Annotated in this window: 28 protein-coding genes; 20 read left to right on the top strand and 8 right to left on the bottom strand. The window is 72.8% G+C overall.

Translation table 11 applies throughout. From position 1 onward, the window contains the following. Window positions 1–136: 136 nt before the first annotated feature. From JJI54_RS02300 to JJI54_RS02290, 3 genes are all read left to right on the top strand, one after another. Window positions 137–688, top strand: coding sequence for a TRAP transporter small permease subunit (locus tag JJI54_RS02300; RefSeq protein ID WP_203070527.1), 552 nt, complete (start codon window positions 137–139; stop codon window positions 686–688). Window positions 689–827: 139 nt separating this feature from the next. Next, window positions 828–2270, top strand: a complete 1443-nt coding sequence (locus JJI54_RS02295) for a TRAP transporter large permease (RefSeq protein ID WP_203070525.1) — start codon at window positions 828–830, stop codon at window positions 2268–2270. 10 nt (window positions 2271–2280) lie between these two features. Further along, window positions 2281–2736 (top strand): SAM-dependent methyltransferase, encoded by a 456-nt coding sequence (locus JJI54_RS02290; RefSeq protein ID WP_203070523.1) that lies wholly within the window; start codon window positions 2281–2283, stop codon window positions 2734–2736. On the opposite strand, the gene JJI54_RS02285 is transcribed toward JJI54_RS02290, so the two are convergent. From JJI54_RS02285 to JJI54_RS02275, 3 genes are read right to left on the bottom strand one after another with little or no spacing between them, the layout of a single operon-like run. After that, a complete protein-coding gene (locus tag JJI54_RS02285; RefSeq protein WP_203070521.1) occupies window positions 2727–3017 on the bottom strand; it encodes a colicin immunity domain-containing protein in 291 nt (96 codons plus the stop codon). The genes JJI54_RS02290 and JJI54_RS02285 overlap by 10 nt on opposite strands. Further along, a complete protein-coding gene (locus tag JJI54_RS02280; RefSeq protein WP_203070519.1) occupies window positions 3014–3985 on the bottom strand; it encodes a glycoside hydrolase family 19 protein in 972 nt (323 codons plus the stop codon). Before JJI54_RS02280 ends, JJI54_RS02285 begins: the two co-directional genes overlap by 4 nt. A gap of 42 nt (window positions 3986–4027) precedes the next feature. Continuing rightward, entirely contained in the window at window positions 4028–4858 is an 831-nt protein-coding gene (locus JJI54_RS02275) for an aldo/keto reductase (protein WP_203070517.1), read from the bottom strand. Window positions 4859–4893: 35 nt separating this feature from the next. Here JJI54_RS02275 and JJI54_RS02270 point away from each other — a divergent pair, with 35 nt between their 5' ends. Continuing rightward, window positions 4894–5559, top strand: a complete 666-nt coding sequence (locus JJI54_RS02270; RefSeq protein WP_203070515.1) for a hypothetical protein — start codon at window positions 4894–4896, stop codon at window positions 5557–5559. A gap of 14 nt (window positions 5560–5573) precedes the next feature. Here JJI54_RS02270 and JJI54_RS02265 read toward each other — a convergent pair whose 3' ends face one another. After that, on the bottom strand, window positions 5574–6518 hold the full coding sequence (locus JJI54_RS02265; RefSeq protein WP_203072296.1) for a serine/threonine dehydratase: 945 nt from the start codon (window positions 6516–6518) through the stop codon (window positions 5574–5576). A gap of 158 nt (window positions 6519–6676) precedes the next feature. Here JJI54_RS02265 and JJI54_RS02260 point away from each other — a divergent pair, with 158 nt between their 5' ends. The 7 genes from JJI54_RS02260 (at window position 6677) to JJI54_RS02230 (ending at window position 11746) form a co-directional block, all read left to right on the top strand. Further along, the gene (locus tag JJI54_RS02260; protein ID WP_203070513.1) at window positions 6677–7123 is read left to right on the top strand and encodes an HPr kinase/phosphorylase; all 447 of its coding nucleotides are present in this window, start codon (window positions 6677–6679) and stop codon (window positions 7121–7123) included. Beyond that, on the top strand, window positions 7123–8085 hold the full coding sequence (rapZ, locus tag JJI54_RS02255) for an RNase adapter RapZ (protein ID WP_203070511.1): 963 nt from the start codon (window positions 7123–7125) through the stop codon (window positions 8083–8085). The genes JJI54_RS02260 and rapZ overlap by 1 nt, the downstream gene beginning before the upstream one ends. Continuing rightward, window positions 8082–8564 (top strand): PTS sugar transporter subunit IIA, encoded by a 483-nt coding sequence (locus tag JJI54_RS02250; protein WP_203070510.1) that lies wholly within the window; start codon window positions 8082–8084, stop codon window positions 8562–8564. Before rapZ ends, JJI54_RS02250 begins: the two co-directional genes overlap by 4 nt. 110 nt (window positions 8565–8674) lie before the next feature. Next, window positions 8675–8938: an HPr family phosphocarrier protein gene (locus JJI54_RS02245; RefSeq protein WP_164694956.1), complete on the top strand. Its 264-nt coding sequence runs from the start codon at window positions 8675–8677 to the stop codon at window positions 8936–8938. 12 nt (window positions 8939–8950) lie between these two features. After that, on the top strand, window positions 8951–10807 hold the full coding sequence (ptsP, locus tag JJI54_RS02240) for a phosphoenolpyruvate--protein phosphotransferase (protein WP_203070506.1): 1857 nt from the start codon (window positions 8951–8953) through the stop codon (window positions 10805–10807). A gap of 35 nt (window positions 10808–10842) precedes the next feature. Then, window positions 10843–11433: an alpha/beta family hydrolase gene (locus JJI54_RS02235; RefSeq protein WP_203070504.1), complete on the top strand. Its 591-nt coding sequence runs from the start codon at window positions 10843–10845 to the stop codon at window positions 11431–11433. A 103-nt stretch (window positions 11434–11536) separates the two neighbouring features. Then, window positions 11537–11746 carry a hypothetical protein gene (locus JJI54_RS02230; protein ID WP_203070502.1) on the top strand — a complete coding sequence of 70 codons (210 nt, stop codon included), beginning with the start codon at window positions 11537–11539 and terminating at the stop codon, window positions 11744–11746. A gap of 178 nt (window positions 11747–11924) precedes the next feature. Here JJI54_RS02230 and JJI54_RS02225 read toward each other — a convergent pair whose 3' ends face one another. Further along, complete coding sequence (locus JJI54_RS02225; protein WP_203070500.1) at window positions 11925–12668, bottom strand: EAL domain-containing protein; 744 nt, start codon at window positions 12666–12668, stop codon at window positions 11925–11927. Window positions 12669–12773: 105 nt separating this feature from the next. Here JJI54_RS02225 and JJI54_RS02220 point away from each other — a divergent pair, with 105 nt between their 5' ends. After that, complete coding sequence (locus JJI54_RS02220; protein WP_203070498.1) at window positions 12774–13946, top strand: MFS transporter; 1173 nt, start codon at window positions 12774–12776, stop codon at window positions 13944–13946. A gap of 231 nt (window positions 13947–14177) precedes the next feature. On the opposite strand, the gene JJI54_RS33165 is transcribed toward JJI54_RS02220, so the two are convergent. Further along, window positions 14178–14489 carry a DUF1674 domain-containing protein gene (locus tag JJI54_RS33165; protein ID WP_456305571.1) on the bottom strand — a complete coding sequence of 104 codons (312 nt, stop codon included), beginning with the start codon at window positions 14487–14489 and terminating at the stop codon, window positions 14178–14180. A 73-nt stretch (window positions 14490–14562) separates the two neighbouring features. On the opposite strand from JJI54_RS33165, the gene htpX reads away from it, so the two are divergent. Both htpX and JJI54_RS02205 read left to right on the top strand, forming a co-directional pair. Next, window positions 14563–15543, top strand: coding sequence for a zinc metalloprotease HtpX (htpX, locus tag JJI54_RS02210; protein WP_203070496.1), 981 nt, complete (start codon window positions 14563–14565; stop codon window positions 15541–15543). Window positions 15544–15584: 41 nt separating this feature from the next. Further along, entirely contained in the window at window positions 15585–15917 is a 333-nt protein-coding gene (locus tag JJI54_RS02205) for a hypothetical protein (RefSeq protein ID WP_203070494.1), read from the top strand. Between the two features lie 3 nt (window positions 15918–15920). Here the strand turns inward: JJI54_RS02205 and JJI54_RS02200 are convergent, their stop codons facing one another. Next, window positions 15921–16526 carry a DedA family protein gene (locus tag JJI54_RS02200; RefSeq protein ID WP_203070492.1) on the bottom strand — a complete coding sequence of 202 codons (606 nt, stop codon included), beginning with the start codon at window positions 16524–16526 and terminating at the stop codon, window positions 15921–15923. Continuing rightward, a complete protein-coding gene (locus JJI54_RS02195; protein ID WP_226381342.1) occupies window positions 16523–18202 on the bottom strand; it encodes an ArnT family glycosyltransferase in 1680 nt (559 codons plus the stop codon). The genes JJI54_RS02200 and JJI54_RS02195 overlap by 4 nt, the downstream gene beginning before the upstream one ends. Before the next feature lie 48 nt (window positions 18203–18250). On the opposite strand from JJI54_RS02195, the gene JJI54_RS02190 reads away from it, so the two are divergent. From JJI54_RS02190 to purH, 6 genes are all read left to right on the top strand, one after another. Beyond that, window positions 18251–19555 (top strand): RsmB/NOP family class I SAM-dependent RNA methyltransferase, encoded by a 1305-nt coding sequence (locus JJI54_RS02190; RefSeq protein WP_203070490.1) that lies wholly within the window; start codon window positions 18251–18253, stop codon window positions 19553–19555. Window positions 19556–19655: 100 nt separating this feature from the next. Then, the gene (locus tag JJI54_RS02185; protein ID WP_203070488.1) at window positions 19656–20123 is read left to right on the top strand and encodes an Lrp/AsnC family transcriptional regulator; all 468 of its coding nucleotides are present in this window, start codon (window positions 19656–19658) and stop codon (window positions 20121–20123) included. Between the two features lie 63 nt (window positions 20124–20186). Further along, window positions 20187–20846, top strand: a complete 660-nt coding sequence (gene rpe, locus JJI54_RS02180) for a ribulose-phosphate 3-epimerase (RefSeq protein WP_203070486.1) — start codon at window positions 20187–20189, stop codon at window positions 20844–20846. A gap of 10 nt (window positions 20847–20856) precedes the next feature. After that, window positions 20857–22527: a heparinase II/III family protein gene (locus JJI54_RS02175; RefSeq protein WP_203070484.1), complete on the top strand. Its 1671-nt coding sequence runs from the start codon at window positions 20857–20859 to the stop codon at window positions 22525–22527. A gap of 76 nt (window positions 22528–22603) precedes the next feature. Next, on the top strand, window positions 22604–23728 hold the full coding sequence (locus JJI54_RS02170) for a glycosyltransferase family 4 protein (RefSeq protein ID WP_203070482.1): 1125 nt from the start codon (window positions 22604–22606) through the stop codon (window positions 23726–23728). Window positions 23729–23760: 32 nt separating this feature from the next. Continuing rightward, a complete protein-coding gene (gene purH, locus JJI54_RS02165) occupies window positions 23761–25335 on the top strand; it encodes a bifunctional phosphoribosylaminoimidazolecarboxamide formyltransferase/IMP cyclohydrolase (RefSeq protein WP_203070480.1) in 1575 nt (524 codons plus the stop codon). The last annotated feature ends 50 nt before the right edge of the window (window positions 25336–25385 follow it).

Genomic DNA, 25385 nt, shown 5'->3' with positions numbered 1-25385 from the left:
CCCCGCAACGGTCCGGCCATGCGCCGGGTTGCACGCCCGAATCGCCCTTGGCCAAGGGGGATTGGCGGCGCTAGATGGCGCCACTCGGCGCCCCCGGCGCCCAAACCATCGAAATCCAGGGAGTGCGCCCGTCTCCATGGGCCCCTTGCTTGCCTTCAGTCGCGCGGTCGATGCCATGAACACCGCCTTCGGCCGCCTGGCCGATTGGCTGGTGCTGCTCGCCTGCCTCATCAGCGCCGGCAACGCCTTCGCGCGCTACGGCTTCTCCTCCGGCTCCAACGCCTGGCTGGAGGTGCAGTGGTACTTCTTCGCCGGCGTGGTGATGCTCGGCGCGGCCTATACGCTGTTCCGCAACGAACATGTGCGCGTGGACCTGATCTACGGCTCGATCAGCGAAAGGGCGCGGCTCTGGGTCGATGTGGTCGGCATCGCGCTGTTCCTGCTGCCCGCCATGGCGCTGCTGGCCTGGATGACCTGGCCCTTCTTCGTGGAGAGCTGGGTGCGGGCGGAAACCTCCTCCTCCCCCGGCGGGCTGATCCGCTGGCCGGTGAAGCTGCTGCTGCCGGTCGGCTTCGCGCTGATGGCGGTGCAGGGGCTGTCGGAGCTGGTGAAGCGCGTGGCGCTGCTGCGCGGCATCAAGCTGGAGGATGGGCGCCTCCACGCCAGCTACGCCCGGCCGGACCAGTAGGCCCCCGTGCCAGCGTACCACCCCGATTTTTTGGCCGCCCATGGCGGCCCGCGCACAGCGCCCCCGCTTGCCCCCGCGCCGCAGTGCCCAGGCGCGAAGGCAAGCCGGCGGATGCCGGCGCCCGCCACTTGAGGGCACGATGAACATCTTCGCCTACATCGCATCGATCCCGCATGAGGACCTGATGCCCCCGCTGATGTTCGCGGGGCTCATCGTCTTCCTGCTCATCGGCTTCCCGGCCGCCTTCTCGCTCGCCGCCGTGGGCCTCTTCTTCGGCTTCATCTCGGTCGCGCTGGGCTTCTTCCCGGAAGCCTGGATGTTCAACCTGCCGCTGCGCATCTTCAACATCCTGTCGAACGACCTGCTGCTGGCCATCCCCTTCTTCACGCTGATGGGCGCCATCCTGGAACGCTGCGGCCTGGCGGAGGATTTGCTGGAAGGCACCGGCCAGCTCTTCGGCAAGGTGCCGGGCGGCCTTGCCTATGCCGTCATCATCGTGGGCGCCATCCTCGGCGCCATCACCGGCACGGTGGCCGCTTCCGTCATCGCCATGGGCATGATCAGCCTGCCCATCATGATGCGCACGGGCTACGACATGCGCATCGCGACGGGCGTCATCGCGGCATCCGGCACCATCACGCAGGTCATCCCGCCCTCCCTCGTGCTGATCGTGCTGGGCGACCAGCTCGGCCAGAGTGTGGGCGACATGTATGCGGGCGCGATCGGCCCCTCCTTCCTCCAGCTGGCGCTCTTCATCGCCTTCATCGCGCTGGTCAGCATCTTCGCCCCCCACAAGGTCCCGCCCCTGCCGGATGAATTGCTGGAGCCGCGGACCTGGCGGCTCTGGTGGCGCGTGCTGAAGGGCATGGTGCCGAGCATCGTGCTGATCTTCATGGTGCTCGGCACCATCTTCCTCGGCCTGGCCACGCCCACGGAAGCCGGCGCCATGGGCGTGGTCGGCGCGCTGGTGCTGGCCGCCATCAACCGGCGCCTGACGCGCCCGCTGGTGCGCGAGGCCATGGGCACCACCATGCGCATCACCGCCATGGTCATCTTCATCCTGATCGGCGCCACGGTCTTCTCGCTCGTCTTCCAGGGCGTCGATGGCGGCATCTGGATCGAGCACCTGCTGGCGCAGCTGCCGGGCGGCCAGACCGGCTTCCTGATCTTCGTCAACGTCTTCATCTTCTTCCTGGCCTTCTTCCTCGACTTCTTCGAGATCGCCTTCATCGTCATCCCGCTGCTGGCCCCGGTCGCCAAGAACCTCGGCATCGACCTCGTCTGGTTCGGCGTCCTCATCTGCATCAACCTGCAGACCAGCTTCATGCATCCGCCCTTCGGCTTCGCGCTGTTCTACCTCCGCGGCATCGCGCCGAAATCGGTGCTGACGCGGGACATCTACTGGGGCGCGGTGCCCTGGCTCGGCCTGCAGCTCATCCTCGTCGCCATCGTGATCTTCTGGCCGGAGAGCGTGACCTACTGGCTGGATCGCGGCCCGCGCGTCGATCCCAGCACGGTGACCATCGACCTGCCGCCGCCCCCCGCGCAGCCGGACATGCCGGCGGTGCCGGTCTTCCAGTGAGGTCGTTCCCATGATCCTCGCGCCCATCGCCCATGTCCGCGGCGGCCGGGCGGAGCCGGTGGATGATGGCTGGGATGCGGTGGAGGCCGGGATCGTGCTCGATCCCGCGCAGCTCGGCCCCGATGCCGCCCTCGGCCTTGACGCCTTCAGCCACGTCACGGTCGTCTTCGTCTTCGACCGCATCGACCCCGCTTCGGTGGAGCGCAATGCCCGCCACCCCCGCGGGCGGCAGGACTGGCCCCGCGTCGGCATCCTCGGCCAGCGCGGCTCGCCCCGCCCGAACCGGATCGGCGTCACCACCTGCGCGCTGCTGGGCGTGGAGGGCATGGTGCTGCGGGTGCGGGGGCTGGATGCCATCGACGGCACGCCGGTGCTCGACATCAAGCCGCACATGACGGGCTTCGACCCGCGCGGCCCCGTCCGCGAACCGGACTGGGCGCGGGAGATCATGCAGGGCTACTGGTAGAGGCCCATCGCCCCGAGCCGCGCCGCCGCCCGCGCCGCCGCCTCCCGCAGCCCCGCCGCATCCAAATCGTCAGGCCCGCGCAGCGCCGGGTCGGGGCAATAGGCATCGACATCGGCGAAGAGCGTATCGAGCACCAGGAACACCGCGCGCGGCCGGTGCTGCCCATCCTCCCGCGAGGCGCGGCGATAGCCACGCTCGAAGGCATCGGCATCGATGCGGCCGGCCAGGAAATCCCGGATCAGCGTGACGAAGGGGCTGAGGGCGAGCGGATCGTCGCTCACCGCAGCGCCCAATCCCCCCAGATCGCCTTCGCCTCCTCCGTCTTCTCCTGCCGGTCCTTCAGGTGGTTCGGCTTGCCCTTGCCGCCCACGGCGTTGGGGCCGAGGTTGATGGCCTGGCTGACCTTCAGCGCATCATCCAGGTCGGCGTGGTCGTTCAGCTTGTGCCTGGTCCAGTACCAGGCGGCGGTCTTCAGCGCGACCTCGGCATCCTTCCACACCAGCTGCGGCTGCGCCTCCAGCGGCAGGCCGAGGTCCTTCCCCGCCGCCCGGTAGTTCTCCCGCCCCGTCAGCTGGATCAGCCCCCGCCCGCGATAGGTCCAGCCATCGCCGGAAGCGACGCCGCCATTGCCCATGCGGTTGGCATAGACGGTGCTGGCCAGCTCCTGCGGCTTCTTCTTCTCCGCCGCGTCGCTATCCGCCAGCGCCTTCTCCAGCGCCTTCTTCTCCTCAGGCGTCTTGGGCTCGCCCTTCTCCGCCTTGATGGCGTCGTGGCGGGTCTTCTGGTCCTCCGGCACGAAGGCCTTGGCCTGCTCCTCCGTCAGGTACTTGCCGTGGATCTCGAGCAGCCGCGCCACGGTGCTGAAGACGAACCCCTCCTCCAGCTTCTGGAAGGAGGAGCTTTCGATGCAGCACTGCGCGAGGAAATGGGACAGGCGCAGCCCGCTGCGGCTGATCTCATGGAACCAGAGCGCGCCGGATCTCGACGCCTCGATCAGCGCGTCGAAGACGCGACGCTGCGTGCCGGGCTGCGTCTTGGCCTGGCCGACCAGGCGGAGGAGGTCCTCCTCCGTGATCGGCACGTCCGCCAGCTGCGGCACCGGGCCCGGATCGGCGCTGGGCGGGAAGCAGCTGACGGGCAGGTGGCAGCCCATGCCGGGCCGCGGCAGGACGGCCGGGCAGAGGTCCCCCATCGGGTTGCGCTGCCATGGAGGTTCCTCGAAGGCGAACAAGCCGCCTGGCAGGCCCATCGTCCACTCCCCCGTTGCGGGGGCGCAGCATAGGCCCGGGCGCTACAGCATCGCCAGCGCGCGCTTGCGCCTGGGCGGCGGGAAGGCCGCGTCCAGCACCGCCATGTCATCGGCCGTCAGCACCAGGTCCCGCGCCGCCGCGTTCTGCCGCACATGCCCCGGATCCGCCGCCTTGGGAATCGCGATCACCCCCGGCCGCGCCAGCACGAAGGCCAGCGCCACCTGCGCCGCCGTCACGCCATGCCGCGCCGCCACCGCCTTCAGCGCCGGGCTTCGCAGCAGCGCGCCCCCCTGGCCGATCGGCGAATAGGCCATCACCGGCATCCCCCGCCCCGCGCAGAAGGGCAGCAGGTCGAACTCCACGCCGCGCGCCTCCAGGTTCCACAGCACCTGGTCCGTCGCGCAATCCGCCAGCGCCGCCCCCAGCTCCTCCAGGTCATCCACATCGAGGTTGCTGACGCCCCAGCGCGCGATCTTGCCCTGCGCGATCGCGCGCTCCATCGCCGCCACCGTCTCCGCCAACGGCACGCCGCCGCGCCAATGCAGCAGATAGAGGTCGATCCGCTCCACCCGCAGCCGCTTCAGGCTGGCCTCCAGCGCCAGCGGCAGCTTCCGGGCCGAGGCGTTGTGCGGATAGACCTTGGAGACGAGGAAGACCTCCTCCCGCCGCCCCGCGATGGCTTCCGCCACCACCTGCTCGGCGCCGCCCTCCGCATACATCTCCGCCGTGTCGATCAGGCGCATGCCGAGGTCGAGGCCAAGCCGCAGCGCCGCCGCCTCCGCCCGCCGGTCGGACCCCCGCTCCCCCATGTACCAGGTGCCCTGGCCGAGGGCCGGCACCGTCGTCCCATCCGGGAATTTCACCTGTTTCATGGAACCTCGACCCCTGGCCGCCTATCTTCGCCGACATGAAGACCGCCGCAACCCATGCCCTGCTCCTCACCCTTCTCGCGGTCCCCGCGGGGGGGCTTCTCGCGGTCCCTGCGGCGGCGCAGCCGACGACGACCCCCGCCGCCGTGCCGCCGGAGGAGATCGGCAGCTGGCGCCTCTCCTGCATCACGGACCGGATGACGGACCGCGCCGACTGCCTGCTGCGGCACCGGGAGCCTGTGGAGCGCGCCCAGGGTCCCGGCGGTTCCTCCCTGGTGCTGGAGGTGCAGGATCGCGGCGGCCGCCTGGTGCCGGTCGTCACGGCCCGCGACCTGACGCTGGAGGCCGCGGGCCGCGGCCTGCTGGCCGTGACCGGCACCGCCCAGCTCCGCTTCCCCCCCAACCGCTTCTACGAGATGCCCTGCACGCTGGAGGGCCGGACCCTGGCCTGCGCCCCCAAGCCCGAGGACCTGGCCCGCGCGGCGGAGGAACTGCCCGGCGCCGGCGCCGCGCTGGTGCGCGTCACGGGCCTCGGCGCCGGCACCACGCAGGCGGAGCCGGTGGAGCTGCGCCTGGAACGCACCCGCGACGCCCTGGCCCGCTACCGCGCCCGGGTGCCGGAGGGCACCGCCCCCCAGCCCCAGCCGAGCGGCCTGACACTCCCGGAAATCCTCGGCCGCCTGCAGCGCCTGTTCGGCAACTGACGGCGGCCGCCGGGTCAGACGACCTTCGCCGGATCGGTGTTGGACCCGCACACCACCACCGCCACCCGCGCCCCCGCCGGCAGCGCCAGCACGCCGGAGGTCAGCGCCGCCAGCGCCGTGGCACCCCCCGGCTCCGCCACCAGCCGCAGCGCCTGCCACAGCCGCTTCTGCGCCTCCAGGATCGCCGCGTCCGGCACCAGCACCGCGCGGGCCACGTGGTGGCGCGCCACCTCGAACATCAGCGCGCCGACCTGCCGCGCGCCCAGGCTGTCCGCCGCCATGCCGCCGACGGGGCAGGGGACGGGCCTTCCCTCCCGCAGCGCGGTGGCCAGCGTCGGGCAGCCCTCCGGCTCCACGCTGATGATCTCGGCGCCGCGGCCCGCATACCAGGCGGCGATGCCGCCGATCAGCCCGCCGCCGCCGGTCGCCACCAGCACATGCGTCGCCTCCGGCGCATCCTGCCACAGCTCCAGCCCGACCGTGCCCTGGCCCGCCAGCACCTCCGGCTGGTCATAGGCATGCACGATCATGGCGCCCGTCTCCGCCGCCCGCGCCTCGCTCGCCTCCCGCGCCTCGTCATAGGCGGCCCCCACCTGGTGCAGCACCGCGCCATAGGCGCGGATGCGGTCGGTCTTGGCCGCCGGCGTCGGGACGGGGCAGAAGACCTCCGCCTTGTGGCCCAGCGCGCGCGCGGCATAGGCGACGGCCGCGCCGTGGTTGCCCCCCGATGCGGTGGCGACGCCCGCCGGCGGCACCGGCAGGGACAGCATCCGGTTGAAGGCGCCGCGCGGCTTGAAGCTGCCGGTGGCCTGCAGCAGTTCCAGCTTCAGGATGAGCGGCATGTCGAGCCCGAGGTCGCCGCCCGCCATCCGCATCACCGGCGTGCGCCGCACATGGGGGGCGATGCGCGCCGCCGCCGCCTCGATCAGCCCCGCCTTGATCGTTGCTGCCTCAATCATCGCCACGCTGCCATTCCCCGATGCAGGCGCGCAGGCTGGCAGCCCCCCCGCGCCGAGGCAACCGCGCCCGCCGCTGCCGCTGGCGCCGGCGTTCATTTGACTCCCGCCACCTTTCTGCCATGGTCCGCCCGCCATGAGTTGGGGGTCTTCGGACCGCTATGCCGCTGCACGGGTCCTGCGTGGCCCTGGATGATGATGGCGTCCTGATCCTGGGCCCCTCGGGCGCCGGGAAATCCGATCTCGTCCTCCGTCTCCTCGGCCGCGGCTGGCACCTCGTCGCCGATGACCAGGTGGAGGTCGCGGCGCGGCAGGGCGCGCTCATCGCCTCCTCCCCCGGCCCGCTCCGCGGCATGCTGGAAATCCGCGGCCTCGGCCTGATGCGGGACCTGCCGGCGGCGGCCAGCGCGCGGCTGCGCCTCGCGGTCCAGCTGCGGGATACGCCGCCGCCCCGCCTGCCCGACCCCGCGCGCTGGACGGCGCATGACATCGACCTGCCCCTGGTGGCGCTGAGGGGGAAGGAGCCTTCGGCGCCGGACAAGCTGGCCTTCGCGTTGAAAGCCGCGTGTGGCCGCGCCGCCATGGCCGCCGGGGCGTTTGCCCCGTGATGGATGCGCCGCTCCCCCCCGCCCGCCCCGTGGTCCTGGTCACCGGCCTGTCCGGCGCCGGCAAGGCCTCCATCCTCCGCACGCTGGAGGATCTGGGGTTCGAGACGGTGGACAACCCCCCGCTGACGATCATCGAGGAGCTGGTGGGCGATGGCGCCACCCCGCTCGCCATCGGCGTCGATGCCCGCACCCGCGGCTTCGATGCGCCGGAGGTGCTGCGCGTGGTCTCCCGCCTCCGGCTCCGCCCCGATGTCGCGGTCAGCCTGGTCTTCGCCACGGCGGAGGCGCCGGTCCTGCTCCGCCGCTATTCCGAGACCCGCCGCCGCCACCCCCTGGCGCCCGGGGGCGCGCTGGGCAGCCGGGTGGACCAGGGCATCGCCCGCGAAGCCGCGCTGCTGGCGCCGCTGCTGGATGCCGCGGATGTGGTGCTGGATACCTCCGACCTGCCGCTGCCGGAGCTGCGCCTGCAGATCGAACGGCGCTTCCGCCCGGCCAATGCCGCCGGCCTCGGCATCGGGGTGATGTCCTTCGGCTTCCCCAAGGGCCTGCCGCGGGAAGCCGACCTGGTGCTGGACATGCGCTTCCTGCGCAACCCGCATTACGACCCGCTTCTCCGCCCCATGACCGGTCGCGAAGCCCCGATCGCCGCGTTTGTCGAGGCCGATCCCGCCTTCCGCCCATTCTGGGACCGCATGACGGGCCTGCTGGACCTGCTGTTGCCCCGCTACGTCGCGGAGGGGAAGAAGTACCTGACGATCGCCTTCGGCTGCACCGGGGGCCGTCACCGCTCCGTGCTTGTGGCGGAGCGCATGGCATCCCACTTGACGTCGCTGGGCTGGCGCGTGGACCTGATCCACCGCGAACTCGCTCCCTCGGCCGCCACCCATGCCCCCGCTGCGCAGGGGGTGGCCGCGGGAGACCATCCTGTTGCGGGGCGGGAGGCCCTGTCGCACTCATCATGATCGGATTGGTCCTCGTCACCCACGGCCGCCTCGCCGAGGAACTGCGTCTCGCCATGGAGCATGTGGTGGGCCCGCAAGCCTCGGTCGCGACCGTCTGCATCTACCCCGAGGACCGGCTGGAGACGCGGCGGGAGGATATCCGCGCCTCCATCGCCGGCGTGGACCAGGGCGACGGGGTGGTGGTGCTGACCGACATCCTGGGCGGCACCCCCTCCAACCTCGCCTTCCAGCTCTGCGACCACCGGACGGTGGAGGTCATCGCGGGCGTCAACCTGCCGCTGCTGGTCAAGCTGGCCAAGATCCGCGGATCGGAACCGCTGGCGGAAGCCGTGGCCCATGCCACCGCCGCCGGCCGCAAATACATCGCCTGCGCCGCCGACATGGCCGAGGCCCCCAAACCCAATGGCACCCCCCCCAACGGATCGTCCCCCAGCGGGTCTCCCGGGGGCCATGCGCGCGACGCCGGAGGCTCTGCATGAACGAATGGCCGGATGAAGCCGGGGAGGCGAAAGCCACCCCCCAGCCGGGCGCGGCCCTGGTGGCGGAAGGCGATGGCGCCTGCGGCTGCGACCCCGCCGGCGGATTGGTCATGCGCAAGACCCTGAAGATCATCAACAGCCGCGGCCTGCACGCCCGCGCGGCCGCCAAGCTGGTCACGGTCGCGGAACGTTTCTCCGCCTGCGTCAACGTCTCCCGCCACGGGCAGACCGTGCCGGCCTGCTCCATCATGGGCCTGATGATGCTCGGCGCCGGGCAGGGGAGCGAGGTGGTGGTGGAGGCCGAGGGCTGGGACGCGAAGGAAGCGATGGACGCCATCGCCGGCCTGATCGAAGCTGGCTTCCATGAAGACTGACAAGCGGGCCGGATGAAGACCGACAAGCCCGACAAGGCGGAGACGAAGGCCGGCCCGGCGGCCGACCGGCGTGCCGCGCGCCGGGTGAAGGAAACCGTCATCCGGGGCATCGCCGTCTCCCCCGGCATCGCCATCGGCCCCGTCTTCGACACCACCGAACCGCCCGCCGAAGCGCCGCGCCGCAGCATCGCGGAAACCGCGGTGGATGCGGAAAAGCAGCGCCTGGCCGCCGCCGTCGCCGCCAGCCGCAAGCAGGTCGCCAAGCTCAAGATGCGGCTCGGCGTGCTGCCGGAGGAAGCGCAGGAGGAACTCGAACCCCTCCTCGACGCCTACGCCATGATGCTGGGCGACAGCCGCCTGATCCGCGGCGCCCGCAAGCGCATCGAAAGCAACCTGCTGGCCGCCGAGACGGCGGTGGCGGACGAGGCCGATGCGATCGCGGAAGTGATCCTCTCCGCCAAGGATGACGACAAGGCCGGGCTCCGCCGCCGCGCGGGGGAGGTGCGGGAGATCGCCCGCCGCCTGACCCGCAACCTCACGCAGAACCCCTTCCGCAGCTTCAAGGACGTGCCGGAGGGGGCGATCCTGGTGGCGGAGGAAGTCACCCCCGCCGATGCCGCCCTCCTCGACCCCGCCCGCATCCTGGGCGTGGCGACGGAGGAAGGCGGCGCCGATGGCCATACCGCCATCATGCTCCGCGCGCTCGGCATCCCCGCCGTGCTCGGCGTCCATGGCCTGACCGAAGCCGCGCGGCGCGGGGACCAGATGGTGCTGGACGGCGCCGCCGGCACCATCGCGCTGCACCCCACCCCCGCCACCCTCGCCTGGGCCAAGGACCAGGTCGGCGTCTATGCGCGGGAACGCACCAAGCTCGCCAAGCTCCGCCGCCTGCCCTCCATCACCACGGATGGGGAGGAGGTGGAGCTGCAGGCGAACATGGAGATCCCCGCCGAGCTGCCGCTGATCGCCCAGGCTGGCGCCCAGGGCATCGGCCTGCTGCGCACCGAATTCCTCTTCATGAACCGGGAGGATCTGCCGGACGAGGATGCGCAGGTCGCCGCCTATGCGCCGATCGTGGAGGCCATGGCCGGCGATCCCATCACCATCCGCGTCCTCGACTGGGGCGGGGAGAAGGAGATGGAGGCGCTCGCCGCCGGCGTCCCCGCCCATACCAGCACCAACCCCGCGCTCGGGCTGCGCGGCATCCGCATGCTGCTGAAGCGGCCGGAACTGCTGGAAGCGCAGTTCGCCGCCATCCTCCGCGTCGCCGGGAAGGCGCCGGAGGGCGCGGTGCGCGTGCTGCTGCCGATGGTGACCATCCCGACCGAGGTGAAGGCGGCGCGGGAGATCTATGACCGCGTGGCCCGTCGCCTGCGCCGGCGGGGCGAGAAGCTGCCGGAGAAGCTGCCCGAGCTGGGCGCCATGATCGAGACGCCGGGCGCCGCGCTCGCCGCCGACGCCATCGCGCTGGAGGCCGATTTCTTCGCCATCGGCACCAATGACCTCGCCATGTACACGCTGGCCGTGGACCGCGGCGATGCGGAGGTCGCCCACCTCTACGACCCCCTGCACCCCGCCGTGCTGCGCCTGATGCAGTTCGCCACCGAAGCCGCGCTGCGGCTCCGCATGCCGGTTTCCGTCTGCGGGGAGATGGGCGGCAATCCGCGGCTCGTGCCCCTGCTGCTGGGCCTCGGCATCCGCTGCCTGTCCATGAATGCCAGCGCCATCCCGCGCGTGAAGCAGGCGGTCCGCTCGCTCGATATCGGCGATTGCGCCCGCTTCGCCCGCCGCGTGATGGAGCAATCCGACCCCGCCCGCATCCGCGAACTGGTCGATGGCTTCGCGACCGGGGTGACGGAGCGCGGCTGAGCTTCACCGACTGCCGGATCGCCATCCCCCCGCGCATGCCCGCCGCCCCCGGCCGCCCCGGGCCCGCCTTCTACCTCGCCGGTGATTCCTTCCCGGACGATGTCGGGGTCGAACGCGCGCTGGAACCGCGCCTCTCCCCCCATCTCGGCGGCTGGGTCGGCCAGGCGGCGCTGGCGGGCGGCCGCTTCGATGCCGGCATCGCGGCGCGCGTGGCGCAGCTGGAAGCCGCGCTGCCCGCCGGGCCCGCCCTGGCGCGCACGGTGCTGATCGGCCGGTCCTCCGGCGCCCGGGTGGTGACGGAGGTCGCGTGCCGCCGGCCGGTGCTGGCGGTGATCTGCCTCGGCTACCCCTTCCGCCGGCCCGGCGCGGCGGAGGAGCCGGCGCGCTTCGCCCACCTGGCCCGGCTCTCGGTGCCGACGCTGATCCTGCAGGGCAGCCGGGACGATTACGGCACGCCCGCCGCCGCCGGCGCCCATCCCCTCTCCCCCGCCATCAGGGTGGAGGCGCTGGACGCCGACCACCGGCTGCGCCTGGCCGCCCCCGCCTGGGATGCCGCCTGCCGGCTGATCCGCGCCTTCTGGGGCCTGGCGGCGGAAGGGGCGCTGCGCTGGCCGCTCACGGGTTGATGATCGGGCGGCGGCTTTCGCCCCTTTCCCGCCGCGATCATGCCGCCCGGGCGCCGCGCGGCCTTCGGACCCTTCGGCCGACTGCCACGGAAAGGGGATCGCCATGCCGCCCATCCGCCGCGCCGCCGCCACCGGCCTGCTGGCCCTGTGGCTGTCGCCCCTGCCGGCCGAGCCCGGCGGGACGACGGCGCCGACGGAAGCCGCGCTGCCGGCCGGGGAGGCCGGCGGCCCGGCGCCGCTGGAAGCCTGGCGCGAAAGCCAGCGCCGCCGCCCGGGCGGGGCGCAGGGGGAGGGTCCGGACAAGGCGGGGTAGCCGCGATTCGGCTGGCCCTGGCCCGATGTTCGTTCTATGTTCCGAAAGCCGCCGGGCGGATCGCGCCCGGACGGGTCCGGGAATTTGTCCAAAGCCACCCCGGAATCGCGACTAAAAGCACTAAAACGGCTAAATCGGCTAAATCCGCCTTATTCCGGTTTCATGGTTTTCCAGGGACTTACGCCGGCCCGCCCGGCACCACCGGCAGCGGCAGCGTGCCGATGCCCGGCCGGGCGAAGAGGTAGCCCTGCATGGCCCGCACCCCCATCGCCCGCAGCGCCCGCATCTCGCCCACCGTCTCCACCCCCTCCACCACCGGCACCAGGCCGAAGGCGTTGAGCTGCGCCAGCGTCAGGCGCACCTGCTCCAGCCGCTGGGGATCGAGGTCGAGGCCCATGATGACCTCCCGCGCGATCTTGGCGCCGTCCGGCCGCCAGGCCATCAGCAGCGGCATGCGCGCATGGCCGGTGCCCACGTCGTCGAGCGCGATGCGCAGCCCCCGGCGCTGCAGGGCGGAGAGTTCCACCGCCAGCGCCTCCGGGTCCTCCACCGGCTCCATCTCGCTGATCTCGAAGACCAGCCGGTCCATCGGGAAGCCCAGCGCCGCCGCGTCATCCGCCGTGCGGCGCACCCCGAAATCGGGGTGGGAGACGCAGCCGGGATACAGGTTCAGCGTCAGCGCCGCCGTGGTGGCCGGCAGGCCTAGCCGCAGCGCCTCCTCGATCGCGGCGCGGCGGATCTCGGCATCCACGCGGTAGCGGTCGGGCAGGGGCACGGCGGCCAGCACGCTGCCCGCGGACTGCCCCGCGGGGCCGCGCACCAGCGCCTCCTGCGCGATGGTCAGGCCGGTTTCCACATCCACGATGGGCTGGAAGGCGATCGCGAAGGCGGCGGCGAAGGTGGGGGCGGGCGGGGGTGTCACGACGCAACACTCTGTTCCACAACTTGTCCGGCCACACCAGCGTTCCGAGGCCACGGTCCGTGTCGCCGGGTTGCGCATTCAGCCGCCCGGCCGCACATCCGCCCGATGGCATCCCCCGCCGGCACCGGCCGATTGATCCTGATCCTCGGCCTGGCCTGCTTCGCCGCCAACCTGGCGATGCGCTCGCTCGACCCGCTGGTGGGCGTGCTGGCCGGGGAGTTCGCCCGGCCGCCGGAGACGGTGGCCCTGCTCTCCACCGCCTTCTCCCTGCCCTATGCGCTGGTGCAGCCCATCCTGGGGCCGGTGGGCGATGCGGTGGGCAAGCGCCGCGTCATCCGCGCCTGCCTGGTGGTGCTGGTGCTGGCGCTGGTCGGGCACCTCTTCGTCACGGACCTCGCCACGCTGGCGGTGCTGCGGGTGATCGCGGGCGGCGCCGCGGGCGGCACCTTTCCCCTGTGCATCGCCGCCATCGGCGACCGCGTGCGGATCGAGGACCGGCAGCTGGCGCTGTCCCGCCTGCTGGTGGCGGGGCTCACGGGCTCGGCCGCCGGCGCGCTGCTCGGCGCGGGGCTGGAGCCCTATCTGGGCTGGCGGGGCGTCAGCCTGGTCTGCGCCGTCGCCGCCGCGGGCGCGGTGCTGGTGCTGCGGCGGGAGGCGGGGGAGCCGCCGGTGGAGCCGCGCCGGCTGAACCTGGGGGAGGCGCTGGCCCGCTACCGCCAGCTCTGGTCGCTGCGGGCGGCGCGGGTGCTCTATGGCAGCGTCTTCCTGGAGGGGATGCTGGTCTTCGGCCTCTTCCCCTTCATCGCGCCGCTGGTGATCGAACGCGGCCTGGGCGGGCAGGCGGAGGCCGGGCTGGCCGTGGCGGCCTTCGCCGGCGGCGGCTTCCTCTTCGCCGCCCTCGCCCCGGCCATGCTGCGATGGGGCGGCCAGCGCCTGACGCTGCGCTTCGGCGGCTTCGTCGCGGCATCGGGCATGGTGGCGCAGGCGATGGCGCCCAGCGCCTGGGTGCTGGTGGCGGGCTGCCTGGTGCTGGGGCTCGGCTTCTACATGATGCACAGCGCGATCCAGACCCGGGTGACGGAGGTCGCGCCCATGGCCCGCGGCAGCGCGGTGGCCATGCATGCCTTCTGCTTCTTCATGGGCCAGTCGCTCGGCCCCGCCATGATGGGGCTCGGGCGCGGGGCGCTGGGGGCGGAGCCGCCGCTGTTCATCGCGGCCATCGGGCTGGCCGGCCTCGGCCTGTTCCTGGCCCGGTCGGGGCGCCCGGCCGCCCGTTGAGGTTCGCGATTCGCCCCGTGATCGGAACACAGGGTGAATCGGAACAGGGCAGGGCCATCGGACCTGTCCTGGAATCAACACCCTGGCCCGAGTCGGCGGAACGAATCGCTGACCCGGGCCGGATGTTCACGCGGCCCAACATCTGGGGGGCGCGTTCCGATTCGCGGCACAACCGCGTTCCCCGATTCGGGTCCGAGTCGCGGCCCGAGTCGCGGAACACCTTGAGGCGACTCAAAAATCCGTCGCGCGGCCCTTCTGTTCCCAGTCGCCATAGCGCGTCGGCTCCGGCCCCTTCGGCCCGCCGATCTCCTTGGGCCCCGACTGTTGCAGGGAGGCCATGCGGATGGGCTCCCCGCTCGGCGGATCGCCGACGGGCTTGGGCGGCGGCTCCCCGGGCAGGGGCATGTCGCCATCCGGCGGCGGCTGGATCACCGGCGGGTCCTGGGAGGGTGGCTGGCCCGGCGGCGGGCCCGGCGGCTCGCTCGGCGGGATCGGAAGCTGCTGGGCCATCGGGCCGTGATTGGCGTTGCTCATGCCCCACATGTAGGACCTCCTCCTGCTGATGCGGACCCCTGGAACGCGCGGCGCGGGCGAAAGACGAAAGGATCGGTGACGCATGGGCGGATATGTGCGGACGGCCGTGCTGCTGGCGGCGATGACGGCGATCTTCGTGGGCGTCGGCTTCGTCATCGGCGGCCAGCAGGGCATGGTCATCGCCTTCCTGGTGGCCTGCGGCATGAACGTCTTCGCCTGGTGGAACAGCGACCGCGTCGTGCTCGGCATGCACAATGCCCAGCCCATCGGCCCCGCCGATGCGCCGCGCCTGTTTGCCATGACGGAGGCGCTGGCCGCGCGCGCCGGCCTGCCCATGCCCGCCCTCTACGTGATCCATGAGGACCAGCCCAACGCCTTCGCCACCGGCCGCAGCCCGGACCGCGCGGCGGTGGCGGTGAACACCGGGCTGCTCGACCTGATGCCGGAGCGGGAGGTGGCGGGCGTGATCGCGCATGAGCTCGCCCATATCCGCAACCGCGACACGCTGATCATGACCATCACGGCCACCATCGCGGGCGCCATCGGCATGCTGGCGCAGTTCGGCTTCCTCTTCGGCAGCCGCAACAGCGAGGGACGGCAAAGCCCCTTCGGCCCGATCGGCGCCATCCTGCTGGTGGTGCTGGCGCCCATCGCCGCCATGATCGTGCAGATGGCGATCAGCCGGTCCCGGGAATACGAGGCCGACCGCGTCGGCGCCGAGATCGCGGGCGATGCGGAGGGCCTGGCCAATGCGCTGATGCGGCTCGAGGCCTACAAGGAAGGCCGGGTGAACGAGGCCGCGGAGGCCAACCCCGCCTCCGCCCATGTCTTCATCATCAACCCGCTCTCGGGGCTTCGGATGGATGGGCTCTTCTCCACCCATCCCAGCACGGCGAACCGGGTGGCGGCGCTGCAGGCGCTGGCGGGGCGCATCGGCCCGCCGCCGGGGGGTGGCGGCATGGCCCCGCCGCCCCGCCGGATGCCGCAGTCCGGCCCCGCCCGCCCGGGCCCCCAGCCGGGCCCCTGGTCGAACCCCGGCGGGCGGCGGAACCCATGGGGCTGATCCTTCGTTGGCCGGGGCGAACCCCCGGAGGGCCCCCGGCCATGCCGAGCCGCGCAGGTTGGAACCGCCTGCCGATCCTGGTGCGCTTCCTGCTCTCCCACGCCCTGGTGGGCTTCGGCATCTCCGCCATCTTCACGGCCGGCTTCGTGCTGGCGAACCCCGGCGGCGCCGGCGGCATCCTGCTGAACGCCGCGGGGCATTGGTGGCCCGTGGTGGCGCTGTGGTTCTTCGCGGGCCTCACCTTCGGCAGCGTGCAGATCGGCGCCGCGACCATGCTGCTGGCGGAGCGGCCGGAGAAGCCGCGCGGCCCGCGCGGCGGCAACCGCGCGCCGGCCCCGATCCTGGCGCCGGTGCCGGTGCCCGTCCGGCGCTGACGCTCAGCCCTGCTTGCGGATGCGCGTGGACCAGATGTGCCAGAGATAGGTGCCGAGGATCCCCGCGACCACGACATAGGAGAAGGGCTCCAGCCACCCCTCCACCTGGTCGTAATGGTCTTCCATGAAGTAGCCCGCGCAGATCAGGAAGGTGGTCCAGACCGTGCTGCCGAGCGTGGTGTAGAGATAGAACATCCCGCGCGGGATGCGGATCAGCCCGGCGGGGATGGAGATCACGGTGCGGATGCCCGGCAGCAGCCGCCCGAAGGACAGCGCGAAGGGGCCGTACTTCTCCAGCGTCCGCTCCGCCTTGCGCAGATCCTCCTCCCCCACCGCGAACCAGCGGCCATAGCGGCCGACCAGCGGGCGGATGCGGTCGGCGCCGATGGCGCGCGACAGTTCATACCAGAAGGCGTTGCCCAGCAGCGTGCCGACGATCCCGGCGATGAGCGCGAGGGTGAAGGACATCTGCCCGCGGGCGGCGGCGAAGCCCGCCAGCGGCATGATCACCTCCGACGGGATGGGCGGGAACAGGTTCTCCAGGAACATCAGGAACAGCACGCCGGGCCAGCCGCCGGCGGCCACCGTGTTCGTCACCCACTCGATCATCCACCCACTCCGTACAGCACGATCGCCACGCGGCGGCCGCGCGAATAGTTGAAGCCCGCCACCGTCCCGCGTTCCCGCAGCGCCAGGCCGAGCGTCGCGGCCTCCGCCCGGAAGCGCGCTTCTTCCCGGTCCGATACGGCGGCGAGGCGCCCGGGTTCCCCGGCCAGGAAGCGCGCCGCCTCCTCGCCGCCCCGCAGCAGGCGGATCTCGGAGCCCAGCGCGAACATCAGGCTGGGCTCGTGGTAGCCGGCGATGCCGAAGCGTTCATCCGGCAGGCCCGGTGCCGCCTGGTTCACCAGCGCCGCCAGGCGGGGGGAGATCCAGGGGGCCGTCATGCGCGGCAGCACCCCGCCCAGCACCACGGCCTGGAGGGGGATCGCCAGCAGCACCGCCAGCAGCGCGGCCCGCGCCGGCGCGCCATCCCGCAGCATCAGGAAGACGCCGGCGGCGAAGAGCGCCGCCGCCGGCAGGGCGAGCAGCGCGACCAGGGAGACGCGGCCATCCGCCAGCACCGGCAGCGCCACCGCCACGGCGGCCAGCCCGAAGGCCACGGCGATGGCGACGACGAGGGAGAAGACGGACAGCCAGCGCGGCGGCTGGCGGCGCAGCGGGTCCAGCGCCCAGGCCGCGGCCAGCAGCATCAGCGCCGGATAGGCCGGCATGGCGTAGTGCGGCAGCTTGGTGGTCACCGCCTCGAACATCAGCCAGACCGGCACGGCCCAGGCGAGGAGGAAGCGCGTGGCGGGCTGCAGCCGGTCCATCCAGGCGCCGGGCGCCGCCCGCAGCACCAGGAAGGCGGCCGGAAACGCCGCGACGCCGAAGCTCAGGAAGTAGTAGCCGGGCGGGCCCCAGTGGTTCTCATCCGCGCCGCCGACCTTGGAGAGCATGTCGCCGCCCAGCGCCTCCGCCAGGAAGCGGCCGTCCGTCGCGATGGTGACGGCGACGAACCAGGGGGCGGCGGCCAGCACCATCAGCGGGATGCCCCAGCCCGGCCGCAGCGCCCGCAGCCAGGGCGCGCCCCCCTGCCAGCCGCGGTCGGCGGCGAAGAGGGTGATGCCCGCCAGCAGCGGCACGGCGGGCCCGATCGGCCCCTTCAGCAGCACCGCGCCGCCCAGCACCAGCCAGAAGCCGGCGGCCTGCTTCGCGGTGAACTGCCCCGGCGCCAGATAGGCCCGGCCCATCAGCCCCATGGCGACGACGATGGTGCCGAGCAGCGCCGCATCCGTCTTGGCGATATGCGTCTCGACGCCGAGGACGAAGCAGCCGGCGAGCATGGCCGCGCCCAGGAAGGCCGCGCGCCGCCCGACCAGCGACCGCCCGAAATGCGCGGTGGCCAGCACCGCCAGCAGCGCGCCGAGCAGCGAGGGGATGCGATAGGCCCAGATATCGGCCCGCGTGCCGAGCCGGAGCCCCTCCACCACATGCACCGCGGTCGCCTGTGCCCAGTGGATGCCGGCGGGCTTCTTGTTGCGCTCGACCTCGCCGAAGCGGATGCGGACATAGTCGCCGCTTTCCACCATCTGCCGGCTGGCCTGGGCGAAGCGGCTTTCGTCGCGGTCCCCGGCCGGCAGGGCGAAGAAGCCGGGCAGCCAGAGCAGCAGGCACAGGAGCGCGAGCCAGGGAAGCGGGCGGCGCGTCTCCGGCAGCCTGTCGAGGAAATCGCGCAGCGCTTGCATGGCGCGGCCCTAGCACGGCGCGGGCCGGGGGGCCATAAAGCGCCGCTCATGCCCCCCCGTCCCCCGACTGCCGTACCGCAACGAAGCCCGCAACGCGCCAGCCCCGGCCGCCAGGCACCGGGCGTGCTGACGCGCAACGCGGCGCTCGCGCTGCTCGCCGCCGTCTTCGAACGCCGCCGCCCGATCGAGGAGGCGCTGGACGCCCTGCCCTCCACGCTGGAGGCGCGGGACCGCGGCGCCGCCCATCGCATCGCCGCCGCCGTGCTGCGCCGCGCCGGCAGCCTGGACGCAGTGCTGGAGCCCTTCCTGCGGCGGGAACCGCCGCCCGTGGTGCGCGCCGCGCTGCGCATGGGGGCGGCGGAGTTGCTGCTGCTCGGCACCCCCGCCCATGCCGCCGTCGCCGCGACGGTGGAGGTGGTGCCCCGCCCCTTCGCGGGCCTGGTCAATGCCGTGCTGCGCAAGGTCGCGGCCGAGGGTTCGCTGGAGGGGCTGGATGCGGAGCGGCTGGACACGCCGCCCTGGCTCTGGTCCGCCTGGCACGCCGCCTATGGCCCCGCGGTGCGCGCCATCGCCCGCGCCCACCAGGTGCCCGCGCCGCTCGACATCTCCCTGAAGCCGGGCGTGGCGCCGCCGGAGGGGGCGGTGGAGCTGCCCACCGGCAGCTGGCGCCTGCCCGCCGGCACCCGCGCGGCGGACCTGCCCGGGCTGGCGGAAGGGAAGTTCTGGGTGCAGGACGCGGCCGCTGCCCTGCCGGCGAAGCTGCTCGCCGTGAAGCCCGGCGAACGCGTGGCGGATCTCTGCGCAGCGCCGGGCGGCAAGACCGCGCAGCTCGCCGCCGCCGGGGCCGCCGTGACGGCGGTGGAACGCGACCCCCGCCGCGCGGCCCGGCTGCGGGAGAACCTGGCGCGCCTCGGGCTCGACGCCGTGGTGCTGGAGACGGATGCCGCGACCTGGCAGCCCGATGGCGCGGGCTTCGACGCCGTGCTGCTGGACGCCCCCTGCTCCGCCACCGGCATCATCCGCCGCCACCCCGACATCCCCCACCTGAAGCGCCAGGCGGACATCACCGCGCTGGCGGAGACGCAGGCGCGGCTGCTGGAACAGGCGATCCGCCTGCTGCGCCCGGGCGGGCGCATGGTGCTCGCCACCTGTTCCCTCCAGCCGGAGGAGGGGGAGGCGCATCTGGCGCGGGCGGAGGCGCTCGGCCTGGTGCCCGACCCCATCCTGCCCGCGGAACTGCCGGGGCTGGAGGAAGCGGTCACGGCCCGGGGCACGCTGCGCACGCGGCCCGACCTCTGGGCCGACCGTGGCGGGCTGGACGGGTTCTTCGCCGCGCGATTCCGGCGGCTCTGAGGGGTCGGGGCGGAAAATCCTTCTCATTTCCCCGCCCCCTGGCGTGATGCGAAAAAATTTGTTCTAAAGTTCCGGCATCGTCACCCGGGACCCCCAAGGCATGGCCGCCGCCGAACTCGACCGCATCGACCGTGAGATCCTCCGCCTGCTGATGCAGGACGCCGCCCGTTCGCTGGCGGAGATCGCGCAGGAAGTGGGGCTGACCCCCACCCCCTGCTGGAAGCGCATCAAGCGGATGGAGGAAGCGGGCGTCATCACCGGCCGCGTCGCGCTGGTGGATGCGACGGCGGTGGGCCTGCCGATCTCGGTCTTCGTCTCGGTGGAGACCGGCGACCATTCCGCCGACTGGATCGCCCGCTTCGCCGCCGCCGTGGACAGCCTGCCGGAGATCGTGGAGTGCTGGCGGCTCGGTGGCGACGTGGACTACCTGCTGCGCGTCGTGGTGCCCGACATGGCGGGCTATGATGCGTTCTACCGGCGTTTCGTTGCTGCGGTGCCGTCCCTGCGCAAAGTGACCGGCCGCTTCGCCATGGAACGCGTGAAAAGCACCACCGCCCTGCCGATTTGACCGCGCTTGCGGGGCCCCGCCCGGTTTCCCCGCGGGGCGGCGGCGGGTAGAAGCGGGACTGTCATGCCCGCTTCACGCCCCATCCGCATCGCGCCCTCCCTCCTCGCCGCCGATTTCGCGCGGCTGGGGGAGGAGGTTGCCGCCATCGAGGCCGCCGGCGCCGATTGGCTCCACCTCGACATCATGGACGGTCATTTCGTCCCCAACATCTCCTTCGGGCCCTCGGTGGTGAAGGCGCTGCGCAAGCACGCGGCCATGCCCTTCGACGTGCACCTGATGATCGCGCCGGCGGATCCCTACCTCGCCGCCTTCGCGGAAGCGGGCGCGGACCTGATCAGCCTGCATCCCGAGGCCGGGCCGCATCTGCACCGCTCGCTGCAGACCATCCGGGCGCTCGGCAAGAAGGCTGGCGTGGTGCTGAACCCCGCGACGCCGGTCGCCGTGGTGGCGGAGGTGATCGACCTGGTGGACCTGGTGCTGGTCATGTCGGTGAACCCCGGCTTCGGCGGCCAGTCCTTCATCCGCAGCCAGCTGGCCAAGATCGCGGCGCTGCGCGGCATGATCGATGCCGCCGGCCACGACATCGCGCTGCAGGTGGATGGCGGCGTGACCGCCGTGACGGCGAAGGATTGCATCGCGGCCGGCGCCGATGTGCTGGTGGCCGGCACCGCGGTCTTCGGCGCGCCGGACTACGCCGCCGCCATCGCCGGCCTGCGGGGATAGGGGAGACGCCATGATCGGGGGGGTCCTTCGCGGCGCGCGCCGCATCCTGGCGAATCTGAAACCGATCAAGGTGCCGGACGGCCCGGCACGGTCCTTCCGCGACCTCTGGCCCGGCGATGCCGCCCGCGGCGCCCGGCTGCTGCGCGGGGAGTTCGAGGTGCAGGGCACCGTCCGGCCGCTGCGCCCGCAGGAGGCCGATGGCGGCCCCGGCGACTGGGGCGGCGGTGGTGGTTCCGCCGCCTGGCGCAGCGCGGCGCATGGCTTCGCCTGGCTGCGGGACCTGCGCGCGCTGGGCACCGATGCCGCGCGGCTGCGCGGCCGGGCGCTGACGGCGGACTGGCTGGCGCTGGCCAGCCATGAGGCGCTGGCCGAGGCGCCGGAAGTGGCTGGCGCCCGCATCTCCGCCTGGCTCGGCCATTGGGACTTCCTGGCCGCGACGGCGGAGGACGGGTTCCGCAAGCAGCTGATGCAGCGGCTCGCCCAGGATGCCCGCGGCGTGGTGGCCGGCCTGCCGGCGGAGGCCGCGCATCGCGGCGCGCTGGTGGCGCTGAAGGGCGGCATGGCGGCCGCCGTGGCGCTGGAGGAGGAGACCTGGCTCGCCCGCTGCGTCCGCTTCCTGCCGCAGGAGCTGGAGCGCCAGTTCAACCCGGATGGCGGCCATGCGGAACGCAGCCCCGGCGCGCAGCTGCTGGCGCTGCAGGACCTGATCGAGATCCGCAACCTGCTGCATGGCGCGGGGATCGAGGCGCCGCCCCAGCTGGCCGGCACGCTGGATCGCGCGGCGCCGGCGCTGCGGCTGCTGCGGCATGCCGATGGCGGGCTCGCCCTGTTCAACGGGACGCGGGACGAACAGGCCGCGATCATCGACCTGGTGCTGACCCAGGGCCAGTCCCGCGGCCGGGCGCCGACCCACCTGCCGGAGACGGGCTTCCAGCGCCTTTCGGCCAGCCGGACGCTGGTGATCGCCGATTGCGGCGCGCCGCCCGCCGCGCGGCGGGATGCGGCGCCGGGCGGGCTGCCGCGCGGCGCCGACCGCAACGCCCATGCCGGGACGCTGGCCTTCGAGATGTCGGTCGGCCGCGACCGCCTGATCGTCAATTGCGGCGCCGCCCCGGCGGCGGAGGGCGAATGGCGCGACGCGCTGCGCGCCACCGCCGCCCATTCCACCCTGGTGCTGGCCGATACCAATTCCAGCGAGCTGAAGCCCGAGGGTCTCGGCCGGCGCGTGGAGCAGGTGGAGGCCGACCGGCAGGAGGCGAATGGCGCGCAGTGGCTGGAGGCGAGCCATGATGGCTGGGTGCGCCAGTTCGGCCTGCGGCACCGCCGGCGCCTCTATCTCTCGGAATCCGGCGACGACCTGCGCGGGGAGGATGTGCTGGAGGCCGAGCGCGACGTCGCCATCCCCGGCTTCGCCGTGCGCTTCCACCTGCACCCCGCCGTGGTGGCGAGCCTGCAGCAGGATGAGCAGGGGGTGCTGCTGCGCCTTCCCTCCGGCGTCGGCTGGCGGCTGCGGGTGAAGGGGGCCCGCGTCGCGATCGAGGAGAGCATCTACCTGGCCGCGGAGCCGCGGCGCAGCCAGCAGGTGGCGCTCTATGCCGAGCCGGGCGCGAACAGCCTGCAATGGGCGATCGTGCGCGCGAGCATGAGCGCGCCGGGCGCGGTGGAGGCGGCGGAGGAGTAGGGGTGCGGTACGCCCTGCGCCCTCTCCGCCCGCAGGGGTGGAGAGGGCTTTCCCGGCGTGCGGTGTCGGCACACCCATGAAGATCCTCGAAGTCACCAACGTCGATTTCTCGCTGCGGCACTTCCTGCTGCCGCTGATGCGCGGCCTGCGCGACCGCGGCCATGAGGTGGTGGGCGTCTGCGCGGAGGGCCCGCTGCTCGACCTGCCCCGCGCCGAGGGGTTCCGCATCGCCCCGGTCCCCATGGCGCGCAGCCTGAACCCGGTGGCGCAGGCGCGGGCGCTGCGGGCGCTCGTTTCGCTGATGCGGGCGGAGAAGCCGGACCTGGTGCACGCCCATATGCCGATCAGCGGGTTGCTGGCGCGCGCGGCCGCGCGCCTCACCGGCGTGCCGCGCATCGCCTATACCTGCCACGGCTTCCTGTTCAACCAGCCCGGCCCCTGGTGGCGCGGCGGCCTGGCGCTGGCGCTGGAACGCGCCGCCGGCCGCATCACCGATACCTTCCTCACCGTCAGCGCGGAGGAGGCGGAGGATGCCCGGCGGCTCGGCATCCACCCCCGCGCGACGGCCGTGCTGAACGGCCGCGACCCCGCGCGCTTCCGGCCGGACGCGGAAGCGCGGGCGCGGCTGCGGGCGGAGCTGGGTGCCGGCGACGATGATTGCGTCGTCATCGCCGTCTCCCGCCTCGTCCGCCACAAGGGTTTTCCGGAGCTGCTGGCGGCCATGCCGGCCACGCCGGGGAATTGCCTGCTCTGGGTCGTCGGCGAACGCCTGCCCTCCGACCATGGGGAGGATCTGGAGCCGCATTTCGCCCGCGCCGCCGAAGCCCTCGGCCCGCGGCTCAGGCGCCTCGGCTACCGCCACGACATCCCGGCGCTGATGGCCGCCGCCGACCTCTTCTGCCTGCCCTCCCATTTCGAGGGCCTGCCCATGTCCATCATCGAGGCCATGCTGACCGGCCTGCCGGTGGTCGCGACCGATATCCGCGGCCCGCGGGAGCAGGTGGCGGCGGAGGAGACCGGCCTGCTGGTGCCGCCCGCCACCGTCGAACCGCTGGCCGCCGCCCTCTCGCGCCTCGCCGCCGATCCCGCGCTGCGCGCCGCGATGGGGGAGGCCGGGCGCGCCCGGGCGCTGGACCGCTTCGACGAGGCGAAGGTCGTCTCCCGCACCATTGCATTGCTGGAAGGCACGCAACGCGGTTGATGCCCCGGGGGGAGGGGTCTATGCCGCGCCGCATGAGCCAGACCCTCCCCGTCCGCCGCGCCCTGCTCTCCGTCTCCGACAAGACGGGCATCGTGGAATTCGCCCGCTTCCTCGTCGCCCAGGGCGCCGAGATCCTCTCCACCGGCGGCACCGCCAGCGCCATCCGCGCGGCGGGGATCCCGGTGAAGGACGTGTCGGAGCATACCGGCTTCCCCGAGATCCTGGACGGGCGGGTGAAGACGCTGGTGCCGCAGGTCCATGGCGGGCTGCTCGGGCGCCGTGACCTGACGGACCACCTGGCGCAGATGGAAGCGCATGGCATCGCGCCGATCGACCTCGTCGCCGTGAACCTCTACCCCTTCGAGGCGACGGTCGCGAAGGGCGCCGAGTTCGAGGATTGCATCGAGAACATCGACATCGGCGGCCCCGCCATGATCCGCAGCGCCGCCAAGAATTTTTCCTCTGTTGTCGTCATCACCGAACCCGACCAGTTGGCCGAGGTTCGCGTCGAATTGGAGGAAGGCGGCACGACGCTCGCGCTGCGCCGGCGCCTCGCCCAGGCCGCCTATGCCCGCACCGCGGCCTATGACACCGCGATCAGCACCTGGTTCGCGGGCGAGAACAGGGACGTCTTCCCGCAGCGCCTGGCCACCGCCGGCATCCTGCGCCAGGGGCTGCGCTACGGGGAGAACCCGCACCAGCAGGCGGCCTTCTACACCGATGGCACGGACCGCCCGGGCCTGGCCACCGCACGCCAGGTGCAGGGCAAGGAGCTGTCCTACAACAACCTGAACGACACCGACGCCGCCTTCGAATGCGTCGCCGAATTCGACGAGCCCAGCATCGTCATCGTCAAGCACGCCAACCCCTGCGGCGTGGCCACGGCGGCGACGCTGGCCGAGGCCTGGGACCGCGCGCTGCTCTGCGACCCCGTCTCCGCCTTCGGCGGCATCGTCGCCGCCAACCGCGCGCTGGATGCCGCCGCCGCCGAGAAGATCGCTGCCATCTTCACGGAAGTCGTCGTGGCGCCGGATGCGGATGACGCCGCCAAGGCCGTCTTCGCCCGCAAGAAGAACCTTCGCCTGCTGCTGACGGGAGGGCTGCCCGACCCGGCCGCGCCCGGGCGCCTGATCAAGTCGGTGGCCGGCGGGTTCCTGGCGCAGTCCCGCGACAATGGGCGCGTGACGGAAGCGGGGCTGCGCGTCGTGACGCAGCGCGCGCCGAGCGCGCGGGAGCTGCGCGACCTGCTCTTCGCCTTCCGCGTCTGCAAGCATGTGAAGTCGAACGCCATCGTCTATGCCAAGGACCTGGCGACGGTCGGCATCGGCGCGGGGCAGATGAACCGCGTCGAATCCTCCCGCATCGCGGCGTGGAAGTCGGAAGCGGCGGCCAAGGCGGCGGGGCTGGATGCGCCGCTGGCGCAGGGCTCCGTCGTCGCCTCCGACGCCTTCTTCCCCTTCGCCGATGGGCTGGAGACGGCGGCGGCGGCGGGCGCGACGGCGGTGATCCAGCCCGGCGGGTCGATGCGGGATGCGGAGGTGATCGCGGCCGCCGACAAGGCTGGACTCGCGATGGTGTTCACGGGGATGCGCCACTTCCGCCATTGAAGGCGATGACGTGAAGCACGCCGCGCCCGCGGACGCGAACGCACACCGTT

Origin of the sequence: Falsiroseomonas ponticola, assembly GCF_016805305.1 — a bacterium.
GTDB lineage: Bacteria > Pseudomonadota > Alphaproteobacteria > Acetobacterales > Acetobacteraceae > Falsiroseomonas > Falsiroseomonas ponticola.
Note: the sequence above shows the minus strand (reverse complement) of the source record. Positions and strands in the feature narration are given on the sequence as shown.